Raw genomic sequence first — 10,289 nt, 5'->3', positions numbered from 1 at the left:
GACATCCGCGACTGGATCAAGAACTGGAACGAGAACCCCCAACCATTCGTATGGGTCAAGACCGCCGAGGAGATCCTCCACTCCCTCGCCCGGTATATCTCACGAATTTCCGACGCAGGACACTAGGCCGTTTCCTAATCACCGGTATGCCCCCAAATCGCCAGCTCGACCGCTTTGCCATCCTGGTAGAGGAAAGCGCAGCCCGCACTCCATCGCGGCTTGTCGTACGGGAGACCGTTGGCTGCCACCAACCGCTCATAGTCGGCGGGAGACGGCTTCTGTGTGCCGAACGCGGCGGTCAGCTCGTCCGCGGTGAGATGCTTGACGGTACCGAAATCATCCTGGTCACTCTGACCGATGAACCGGTAGACATCCAACGCCGAATGCGTACCTTCCTCCTGCACGTCAGGGTTCTCGAACAGCTCCTCGACCGAGCCAGGACGCGGTTCGTCCTCCTCCCAGAGGTAATCGCCCGCAGCGAAGATCCGGTCCCGGATCTCCCGCAACGTCGCCATCGGATCACCCCCGTACGCACCGCGATACGCCCAGCATGAAGCCCCCACGGGCCACCTCCCCTTCGAACGTCGCCCCAGGCTAACCACGACCACCGACAACAAAGACCCACGCGACCGAACGGAGGCCACGCGTCGCAGCCTGGGCCAAACGTGACTAACTTTCGCGTTACGCTTCCCCGCAGTTCACCGCCCGGCTAACCTCGTCCGGCACCATGCAGGCCGTTGACCACGAGCGACTGGGGAGAACATGGCCGAGCTGACCCGACGGACCGTCGTCACCGCGAGCACCGCCGGGCTGGGCCTGCTGCTGTGCACCCCGACCGCCAACGCACTGGACCGCGCCCTGCGGCGCACCGCGTCGCGCACGGTCTCGACCACCGGGACGACACTGGAATCCGTCGCCACCCCGCTCGTCTCCGGCCCGAAGTACAGCCGCCTCACGGCCGGTCCCGGCTGGCCGCTGGCCGTCCGCGGCGACCTCGCCGCGCCGAGCGCCGGGCGCGACGACCGCCGCCGCGCGCTCGCGTCGTTCGTCCAGTTCACCGACCTGCACATCACCGACACCGAGAGCCCTGCCCGTTTCGAGTACCTCCACCCGTACCTCGGCTCCGCGCACCGGCCGCAGGAGGCGCTCGGCACAGTCGCCACCAGCGCGCTGGTGCAGCGCGTCAACAGCCTGCGGCAGGGCCCGTTCACCGGCCGCCCGTTCGACTTCATGGTCACCACCGGCGACAACACCGACAATCACGAGCACCTCGAACTCGACTGGTTCCTCGGCGTGCTCAACGGCGCCACGATCACCCCGAACTCCGGCGACTCGAACCGCTACGAAGGCGTCCAGTCGTCGGGCTCATCGACGTACTGGAACCCCGGCAAACCGCTGAACGACGCGTACACGGCGAAGGGCTTCCCGCAGATCCCGGACCTGCTCACCGCCGGTACCGCGACCTTCACCGCGCCGGGACTGGACGTCCCGTGGTTCTGCACCTTCGGCAACCACGACGACAGCGTCGTCGGCACGCTGCCGGACGGCATCCCCGGCATGGACGCGCTCTACACCGGCCGGTTCAAGGTGATCGGCAAGGACGAGACGACGACCAGGAAACTCGCCGCCGCGATCGCCAAACCGGGCTCCGGCCTGCCCATCGGCGAGCTGTTCGGCGGCTCCGGCACGATCCGCGAAGTCACCCCCGACGCGCGCCGCCGCCCGTTCACCACCGCCGAGTTCGTCCAGGCGCACCTCGACACCGCGCGCACCGGCCCCGGCCCGGAGGGCCACGGCTTCACCGGCGACAACGCCGACGGCCGCAACGTCTACTACACCTTCCGCATCGCGCCGGGGATCACCGGCATCAGCCTCGACACGACCACGCTCGGCGGCTTCGCGGACGGCTCGATCGGGCTCGGCCAGTTCGGCTGGGTGGAGAACACGCTCAAACGCGGCAGCTCGGCGTACTACGACTTCTTCGGCCGCAAGGTCACCCAGCAGGTCACCGATGAGCTGTTCGTCCTGTTCAGCCACCACACCAGCGACACCATGGGCAACCTGCTGCCGGACTCGCGCCATCTGCTGGAACCGCGGCTCAACGGCGACACGTTCGTGGGCCTGCTCAACCGCTTCCCCAACGTCCTCGCCTGGGTGAACGGCCACACCCACCTGAACAAGATCACCCCGCACCCCGGCAAGACACCGAAACAGGGCTTCTGGGAGATCAACACCGCCTCGCACGTCGACTTCCCCCAGCACGCCCGCGTCCTCGAGATCGCCGACAACGCGGACGGCACGTTGTCGCTGTTCACCACCCTGATCGAGGCCGAGGCGCCGTACGCCGTTGACTACGCGGAGAGCACCCCGCAAGCGTTTGCGTCCCTGTATCGCGAGCTGTCCTACAACGACATCCACACCGACCTCGGCCGACTGGGCAAGGCGACGGACCAGAACACCGAACTGCTCCTGCCGAACCCCCTGAGCTGACCTTCGACTATTACCTCCGGCGTAATCGACGTCGCGCACGGGCTCCGGCACGCTGGGCGGCATGACCGACATCGCGGGCACCCAGCTGTTCCACCGGTCCATGCCCTTCACCGAACGACTCGGCGTCGAGGTACTCGAACACACCCCCGCGCTGGTCAGAAGCCGCCTCGCCTGGGACGAAACGCTGTGCACCCTCGGCGGGGCGCTGCACGGCGGCGTCCTGATGTCGCTCGCCGACGCGACCGGCGCCGTCTGCGCGTTCCTCAACCTGCCCGAAGGCGGACAGGGCACCACGACCATCGAATCGAAGACGAACTTCCTGCGCGGCGTCCGATCGGGCTATGCCGTTGCGACGTCTAGACCACTGCACGCCGGGCGCGGGGTCATCGTGGTGGAGACGGAGATTCACGACGTCGAAGGCCAGTTGGTCGCGAAAGTGACACAGACTCAGGCTGTCCTCTAGGGAACTGTTTACATACCCGGCCCGAACAGCGAAAATCTCTGGCTACTGGGTGGACGAGGGTTGGAGCCAGAATGCGGATACGCCGGTTGGTCACGTTGCTCACCATCGCGCTGATGGCCGCGGTGACGGCGCAGGTCGCGCAGGCCCAGCCGGGCCGTCCCGGCGACGACGAACAGGTCGACTACCACGAGTGGTCCGACAGCAGGGACTTCCACGACGGCAAGCTCGAAGGCCTGGCCGCGGACCACGACGGGCTGCGGATAGCGCGGCCCGCGGGCACCGTCGAGCACACGGAAACGAAGCTGGGCAGCACGAGGAAGTACGAATACGGCCGCTGGACCTCGCCGAGTCACCGGCAGGGCTTCGACGCCACGCAGCTGATCGCGTCGTGGAACGCGAAGACCCCGGCCGGGACCTGGCTGCAGGTCGAGGCGCAGGGCCGCACGGCCGCCGGCGCGGAGACGACCTGGTACGTGCTGGGCCGGTGGGCCAGCGGCGACGCCGACATCCAGCGCACCAGCGTCGACGGCCAGGATGACGCCAACGCGTCCGTCGACGTCGACACCCTGAGCACGAAGACGGGTGTCACGCTGCGCTCGTACAAGCTGCGCATCAGCCTGTACCGCGAAGTGGGCTCGCGCGCGACGCCGACCGTGACCGCGCTCGGCGCGATGACCTCCCAGGTGCCCGACCGGTTCGACGTCGCCGCGACCAAGCCCGGCCGCGCGACCGGCATCGAGCTGAAGGTGCCCGCCTACGCCCAGAACCTCCACAAAGGACAGTTCCCAGAGTACGGCGGCGGCGGCGAGAACTGGTGCAGCCCGACGTCGACCGAGATGGTCGCCGAGTACTGGGGCAAGGGCCCGAAGCCCGCGGACCTGACGTGGATCCCGAAGGACTACGTCGACCCGTCGGTCGCCTACGCGGCCAGATACACCTTCGACTACGCCTACGACGGCACCGGCAACTGGCCGTTCAACACGGCGTACGCCGCCTCGCTCGGACTGAAGGGCCACATCACGCGGCTGCACTCGCTCAACGAGCTCGAGAACTACATCGCGCGGGGCATCCCGGTGATCACCTCGCAGTCGTTCCTCTCCAGCGAGCTCGACGGCGCCGGGTACGGCACGTCCGGCCACATCATGGTGGTCGTCGGCTTCACCAAGGACGGCGACGTGATCGCGAACGACCCCGCGTCGAGCAGCAACGACCGCGTCCGCAACGTCTACAAGCGCGCCCAGTTCGAGAAGATCTGGCAGCGCACGAAGCGCCACACCGCCAGCGGCAGCGTCGCGGGCGGCCCCGGCGGCGTGGTGTACATCATCACTCCGCGCTGACCGGCGGCCAACGGCCAGGCGTTGGACCCGGTCCACCCCGGCCGCCCACACTCAGTGAGCGGCCGGACGATCGGGAGGTGAGCCCTGCGCCGGGCGTGTGCGACGGACCCATCGACGGCCCCTTCGACGTTGGAAATCCGCGCGGGCACGAACTCGTACCGGGTCTACGAGGCCGCCACCGCGACACTGCTGGACCGGTTCGACCTCACCGGCAAGTCCAATCACCTGCCCGGAGGCGTACCAATACCACCCAGGCAAGAACCCGAGGTGGTGATCAACGCGCCGAACACGGAGCTGGTCGACCGGCCGCGCCCGCTCGTGGAGCAGCCGCGGTAACTCATGCGGGTGTCGCGATAGCCGCATGATCCGTGGTTAGCTGCGGGGGTCAGCAACGCCGCGGGAAGGTGGTCGGACATGCCGTACGAGGTCCAGGGTGTCGTTTCAGGGGCCAAGGGTGAGCCGGTCTCCCTGCAGACCGTCCTCGTGCCGGATCCGGGCCCCGGCGAAGCGGTGGTCTCGGTCAAGGCGTGCGGGGTCTGCCACACCGACCTGCACTACCGCCAGGGCGGCATCAACGACGAGTTCCCGTTCCTGCTCGGGCATGAGGCGGCCGGGCACGTCGAGGCGGTCGGCGAGGGCGTCACGGACATCGCGCCCGGCGACTACGTGATCCTCAACTGGCGCGCGGTCTGCGGCACGTGCCGCGCCTGTAAGCGCGGAAAGCCCTGGTACTGCTTCTCCACCTTCAACGCCACGCAGCCGATGACGCTGACTGACGGCACTAAGCTGAGCCCCGCATTGGGTGTCGGCGCATTCCTCGAGAAGACGCTCGTCCACAGTGGACAGTGCACAAAGGTCAACCCCGAGGCCGAGCCGGCGGTGGCCGGGCTGCTCGGCTGCGGCGTGATGGCCGGGCTCGGCGCGGCGATCAACACCGGCGCGGTCACCAGGGGCGACTCGGTCGCGGTGATCGGCTGCGGCGGCGTCGGTGACGCGGCCATCGCCGGCGCGCGGCTGGCGGGCGCGACCACGATCGTCGCGATCGACACCGACGACCGGAAACTGGAGTGGGCCAAGGGTTTCGGCGCCACGCACACGCTCAACAGCAAGGGGCTGAGCCAGGACGAGGTCGTCGAGGGCATCCAGTCGTGCACGAACTCGTTCGGCGCCGACGTGGTGATCGACGCCGTCGGCCGCCCGGAAACCTGGAAGCAGGCGTTCTACGGCCGCGACCTGGCGGGCACCGTGGTGCTCGTCGGCGTGCCGACGCCGGAGATGCGGCTCGACGACATGCCGCTGATCGACTTCTTCTCGCGCGGCGGTTCACTCAAGTCGTCCTGGTACGGCGACTGCCTGCCTTCGCGCGACTTCCCGGTGCTCATCGACCTGTACCTGCAGGGCAAGCTGCCGCTGGACAAGTTCGTCACCGAGCGGATCGCGCTGGACGGCGTGGAGCAGGCTTTCGAGCGCATACACCAGGGTGACGTCCTCCGCAGCGTGGTGACGTTCTGATTCTCTTCACCGACGACGAGTACCCGGCCGAGCCCTACCCAGGAATTCGGCCGGAGTGCTCGTACGTCCATTTCGAAAAGGCGGGCCACCCGCTCGAAGAGGCCCCAGAGGGCTGGCGCGAGCGCCAGGCCGTGCTGGCGTACGGCTCGAACGCGTGCCCGTCGAAGATCACCTGGCTACGCGAAGAGCTCGGCCTGGCCGAGCCGGTCGTGGTGGCCAGGGTGCGCTGCACCGGGCTCGCCGCGGTCTGGGCGGCCGGGCTGCGGTACCGCGACAACCAGCGTCCGGCGACGCTGGCCGCGATGCCGGACGTGGTCGAGTACCACGCCGTCTGGTTCGCCACGCCGGAGCAGCTCGCCGTGCTCGACGTGTGCGAAGGCCGCGGCGGGCGCTACCACCTGGCGCGGCTGCACAACACGGAGATCGCCCTCGACGACGACGGCATGCGCGTCGACGACGTCCTGGCGTACGTCGCGGCCGCGGACATCCGCCTCCCGCTGCTGGTCGACGGCCAGATGGTGCGCGTCGCCGACGTCGCGCAGGCCGAAGCCGCCGCACTCGACGGCGTCCCGGCCCCCTCCCACGGCCTCGACTGCACGCACCTCCCCCACCCGGACGGCCGCACCTACCCCTGATCAGTTAAATGAGCTTGCCGGGGTTGAGGATGCCGGTCGGGTCGACGGCGGCCTTCGCCGCGCGAAGGACCTCGACGCCCAGGGAACCGATCTCGGCGGCCAGGTAGGGCGCGTGGTCGACGCCGACGGCGTGGTGGTGCGAGATCGTGCCGAGGCCGGTGATCGCTTCCGAAGCCGCGGCTTTGGCGCGCCGCCACTGCCCGATCGGATCGACGTCGTCACGTGCGGCGAGCACGGTGAAGTACAGCGAGGCGCCCGTTTCGTAGGCGTGCGAGACGTGGCACATCACGATCACCGGGCCGAGTGACGCGGTGAGCGCGGCCCGCACCACGTCCCGGAGTTCGCTCAGCTTCGACCAGTGCGCCGCGGTTTCCAGCGTCTCCACGCACACGCCATGGTCCATCAGGACGTCACGCTGGCGCGGCCCGGAAAACCGCCCCCGCCGCCAGGAATCGCCGAGCACCCGGCCGATGCGCAGCGCCCCGGCACAGCGCAGCGCCGCCACCGTCCGCCTTCGGCGCGCCCGGACCTCGGCCTCGGAGCCGTCCTCCCAGCCGACGATCAGCAGACAGGGCTGTTTCACCCCGCGCGCCTTGAGATACCCGCGCAGCGCCGACGTCTTCCAGCCCGAGTTGAGCGCCAGCGAGACCTCGGTTTCATCCACATCGGACAGCCGGGTGACGTCGGCCAGCACGTGCCGCTGGGCGAGCCGCCGCACGGCCGCCGAACCCGCCTCCCAGCCGTCGAGCACCCAGCCCTCGTACCGGCTCGCCGACGGCTTCGGCCGCACCCGCAGGGCGACCTCGGTGATCACGCCGAGCGCTCCCTCGCTGCCGACCGCGAGCTGCCGCAGGTCGGGCCCCGCCGCCGACGCGGGCGCGACGCCGAGGCGCCATTCACCGCGGGGGGTGGCCAGCCGCACCCCGCTCACCATGTCCTCGAACCGCCCGTAACCGGACGACGCCTGACCAGCCGAACGGGTGGCCGCGAACCCGCCGATCGTCGCCCGTTCGAAGGACTGCGGCACGTGGCCCAGCGTGAACCCGTGCTCGCCGAGCAGCCGTTCGGCCTCGGGCCCACGGACCCCGGCCCGCAGGACCGCGATCCGTGACAGGGGGTCGACCGAAACCAGGGTGTCCAGCCGGGCCAGGTCGAGCGCGATGACCGCCTTCTTTTCGCCCCGCAGCGCGGCGACCCCGCCGACCACCGAGGTCCCGCCGCCGAACGGCACCAGGCCGACGTCGTGGCGCACGCAGGCGTCGACCACGGCCTGCACCTCGTCCGGATCCGCGGGCAGCACCACCGCGTCCGGCACCGGGAGCTCCTCCGCCAGCCGACGGCGCAGGAGGTCCAGATAGGACAGTCCACCCGCCCTGGCCAGCCGCTCACTGCCGTCGAGCAGCACATACTTCGTGCCGACAAGGTCGAAAAGCTGCTGTTTGACCGTTTCCTCGAGCCGCGAAGGGGGCACTTCGAGCGCCGAATCGGGCCTGACGTTCACACCAGGAGTCACCGGCCCGATACGCTGACGGAGCCACTTCAACGCTTTCGCGGGCAAAGGAGCGGAACCGCTGCCTTCGGCCGCCCAAGAGCGCCTAATTCGGTGGTCAATGAGCTCGTTCACGACTACAGTGTTACATATGGACGTCAAACGTCACTCCATCTCTCCGGGAGCCCCAGAAAACACCGCCAGCGCGCTCGCCGACACCCGGAGCCGCCAGGCCTCGACACGCGTGTCCGACGACGTACTCCTCGACGCCGCGCGGCAATGCGTGCTGGCCGTCGGCGTCCGCCGGACCACCCTCGCCGAGATAGCCCGCACGGCCAAGGTCAGCCGGATGACGGTGTACCGGCGTTTCCCCGACGTCCGCAGCGTGCTCGCCGCACTGATGACCCGCGAGTTCGGCGGCCTCCTGCAGCGCGCAAGCTCGCAGGGCATGGACGCCGCGACCAGCCGCGACAGGCTGGTCCTCATCGCGTCGGCCGGTGTCGGCGCCCTCTCGGTCGATCCGTTGTTCCGCACGCTGCTCGACGTCGACGCCGAGCTGCTCCTGCCGTACATCGTCGAGCGGCTGGGCGCCACCCAGCACTTCGCCGAGCAGGTCATCCTGCAGCTGCTGCAGTCCGGGCACGACGACGGCTCCATCCGCCAGGCGCGGAACCTGCTCGCGCAGGCAAGGTCCGTGCTGCTCGTGCTCCAGTCCTTCGCCTTCTCGTTGCGACCCGCCTCGGCCGGTCTCGAAGAGGCCGCACTGCTGGAAGAGTTCACGCACGTGCTCGACGCGATGCTGCGCCCGTGATCAACGGCTCGCTCAACGCGCCGCGCCGCGAGCGCGAGCTCGACCAGCTCGCCTCGGGTGAGCAGGTCGATCTCGTCGTCGTCGGCGGCGGGGTGACCGGCGCGGGCATAGCGCTCGACGCGGCGGCCCGCGGCCTGTCCGTCGCGCTGATCGAGTCGCACGACCTGGGGTTCGGCACCTCGCGCTGGTCCAGCAAGCTCGTCCACGGCGGCCTTCGCTACCTGGCGAAGGGCGACCTCGCACTGGCCCACGAGAGCGCCGTGGAACGCGGCATCCTGATGACCAGGACGGCCCCGCACCTCACCCGCGCGCTCCCGCAGCTGTTTCCCATGTACGCCAAGACTTCCCGCGGCCAGCAGGCCTTCATCATGGCCGGTCTGCGAGCCGGGGACGGGCTCCGGCGCGCGGCGCGCACGCCGTCGTCGGTGCTGCCGCCGCCACGGACGATCCCGGTCGCCGAGGCGCTCGCGCTGTCGCCAGGACTCTCGCGGACGGGGCTGCGCGGCGCGCTGCTCGCCTATGACGGGGCGCTGATCGACGACGCGCGCCTGGTGGTGACGCTCGCCAGGACGGCGGCGTCGTTCGGCGCGAAGATCCTGACCAGGGTCGAGGCACTGGAGCTCGACGGTGAACACGTCCGGGCGCGCGACACGCTCACCGGCGCCACCCTGGACATCAGCGCCCGGCGCGTGCTCAACGCGGCCGGGGTCTGGGCTGGCGAACTGGTCGATTCGGTGCGCCTGCGGCCGTCGCTCGGCTCGCACCTGGTGCTCGCGCCCGGGACCGTCCGGGTGGGCGAGACCTCGGTGAACATCCCGGTGCCCGGCGAGCGGAACCGGTTCGTGTTCCTGCTCCCGCAGCCCGACGGCCGGGTGTACCTCGGCCTCACCGACGAGCCGCTCGACGGCCCGCTCCCCAGCGTGCCTTCGGTGCCCGAGTCCGATGTGGACTTCCTGCTCGAAGTGGCGTCGACGGTGCTCGCCCGGCAGCTCACCCGCGCGGACGTCGCGGGCTCGTACGCCGGGCTGCGGCCGCTGGTCGCGGGCCCGGACGGGCGCAGCGCCGACCTTTCCCGCAAGCACGCGGTGCTGACCAGCTCGAACGGCGTGCTGACCATCGTCGGCGGCAAGCTGACCACGTACCGCAAGATGGCGCAGGACGCGGTGGACGCCGCGCTCGAGGCGTCCGGCCTGCACGCGGGGCCGTCCAGGACGACGCGGCTGCCGCTGCTGGGCGCGGCGCCGCGAGTGCGTCTGTCCACTGTGGATGCACCGGCGCGGCTGATCGCCAAGTACGGCACGGAAGCACCCCGCGTCGCCGCGCTGGGCGAGGTCGACAAGGAGCTCGGCAGGCCGCTGCACGCGGGCACCGAGATCACGGCGGCGGAGGTCGTCTGGGCGGTACGGCACGAGGGCGCGCTCGACGTCGAAGACGTCCTGGAGCGCCGCACCCGCCTGTCCCTCATCGCGGCCGACGCCGCGGCCGCCGAACCCCGCGTCCGCGAACTCGTCGCCAAATCCCTCACCGGCCTCACCTGACCCACCCACACGTG

At 69.9% G+C, this 10,289-nt stretch carries 10 protein-coding genes; 8 read left to right on the top strand and 2 right to left on the bottom strand.

Annotated elements, in window-relative coordinates; genetic code table 11:
- Window positions 1-134 precede the first annotated feature (134 nt).
- Entirely contained in the window at window positions 135-515 is a 381-nt protein-coding gene (locus QMK34_RS30575) for a hypothetical protein (protein ID WP_326417984.1), read from the bottom strand.
- Window positions 516-762: 247 nt separating this feature from the next.
- Here QMK34_RS30575 and QMK34_RS30570 point away from each other — a divergent pair, with 247 nt between their 5' ends.
- The 6 genes from QMK34_RS30570 (at window position 763) to QMK34_RS30545 (ending at window position 6,437) form a co-directional block, all read left to right on the top strand.
- A complete protein-coding gene (locus tag QMK34_RS30570) occupies window positions 763-2,490 on the top strand; it encodes a TIGR03767 family metallophosphoesterase (RefSeq protein ID WP_326417983.1) in 1,728 nt (575 codons plus the stop codon).
- A gap of 61 nt (window positions 2,491-2,551) precedes the next feature.
- Complete coding sequence (locus tag QMK34_RS30565; RefSeq protein WP_326417982.1) at window positions 2,552-2,953, top strand: PaaI family thioesterase; 402 nt, start codon at window positions 2,552-2,554, stop codon at window positions 2,951-2,953.
- A gap of 71 nt (window positions 2,954-3,024) precedes the next feature.
- Entirely contained in the window at window positions 3,025-4,290 is a 1,266-nt protein-coding gene (locus QMK34_RS30560; protein ID WP_326417981.1) for a peptidase C39 family protein, read from the top strand.
- Between the two features lie 129 nt (window positions 4,291-4,419).
- Window positions 4,420-4,626: a hypothetical protein gene (locus QMK34_RS30555; protein ID WP_326417980.1), complete on the top strand. Its 207-nt coding sequence runs from the start codon at window positions 4,420-4,422 to the stop codon at window positions 4,624-4,626.
- Window positions 4,627-4,704: 78 nt separating this feature from the next.
- Window positions 4,705-5,802: an S-(hydroxymethyl)mycothiol dehydrogenase gene (locus QMK34_RS30550; protein ID WP_326417979.1), complete on the top strand. Its 1,098-nt coding sequence runs from the start codon at window positions 4,705-4,707 to the stop codon at window positions 5,800-5,802.
- Window positions 5,803-5,846: 44 nt separating this feature from the next.
- Window positions 5,847-6,437 carry a gamma-glutamylcyclotransferase gene (locus QMK34_RS30545; RefSeq protein ID WP_326417989.1) on the top strand — a complete coding sequence of 197 codons (591 nt, stop codon included), beginning with the start codon at window positions 5,847-5,849 and terminating at the stop codon, window positions 6,435-6,437.
- Window positions 6,438-6,441: 4 nt separating this feature from the next.
- Here the strand turns inward: QMK34_RS30545 and QMK34_RS30540 are convergent, their stop codons facing one another.
- Window positions 6,442-8,061 (bottom strand): FAD-binding oxidoreductase, encoded by a 1,620-nt coding sequence (locus QMK34_RS30540; protein ID WP_326417978.1) that lies wholly within the window; start codon window positions 8,059-8,061, stop codon window positions 6,442-6,444.
- Between the two features lie 109 nt (window positions 8,062-8,170).
- On the opposite strand from QMK34_RS30540, the gene QMK34_RS30535 reads away from it, so the two are divergent.
- Both QMK34_RS30535 and QMK34_RS30530 read left to right on the top strand, forming a co-directional pair.
- Window positions 8,171-8,737 carry a TetR/AcrR family transcriptional regulator gene (locus tag QMK34_RS30535; RefSeq protein WP_326417988.1) on the top strand — a complete coding sequence of 189 codons (567 nt, stop codon included), beginning with the start codon at window positions 8,171-8,173 and terminating at the stop codon, window positions 8,735-8,737.
- The gene (locus tag QMK34_RS30530) at window positions 8,734-10,275 is read left to right on the top strand and encodes a glycerol-3-phosphate dehydrogenase/oxidase (RefSeq protein WP_326417977.1); all 1,542 of its coding nucleotides are present in this window, start codon (window positions 8,734-8,736) and stop codon (window positions 10,273-10,275) included. The genes QMK34_RS30535 and QMK34_RS30530 overlap by 4 nt, the downstream gene beginning before the upstream one ends.
- Window positions 10,276-10,289 lie beyond the last annotated feature (14 nt).

The sequence above is a fragment of the Amycolatopsis sp. H20-H5 genome, from assembly GCF_035828755.1.
In the GTDB taxonomy this organism is placed as follows: Bacteria; Actinomycetota; Actinomycetes; order Mycobacteriales; family Pseudonocardiaceae; genus Amycolatopsis.
The sequence above is the reverse complement of the archived record's forward strand: the minus strand, read 5'-3'. Positions and strand labels throughout refer to the sequence as shown.

Bases quoted from the DNA above. Each gene is read 5' to 3' on its own strand.
- QMK34_RS30575 (WP_326417984.1), bottom strand. From the start codon at position 515: ATGGCGACGTTGCGGGAGATCCGGGACCGGATCTTCGCTGCGGGCGAT.
- QMK34_RS30570 (WP_326417983.1), top strand. From the start codon at position 763: ATGGCCGAGCTGACCCGACGGACCGTCGTCACCGCGAGCACCGCCGGG.
- QMK34_RS30565 (WP_326417982.1), top strand. From the start codon at position 2,552: ATGACCGACATCGCGGGCACCCAGCTGTTCCACCGGTCCATGCCCTTC.
- QMK34_RS30560 (WP_326417981.1), top strand. From the start codon at position 3,025: ATGCGGATACGCCGGTTGGTCACGTTGCTCACCATCGCGCTGATGGCC.
- QMK34_RS30550 (WP_326417979.1), top strand. From the start codon at position 4,705: ATGCCGTACGAGGTCCAGGGTGTCGTTTCAGGGGCCAAGGGTGAGCCG.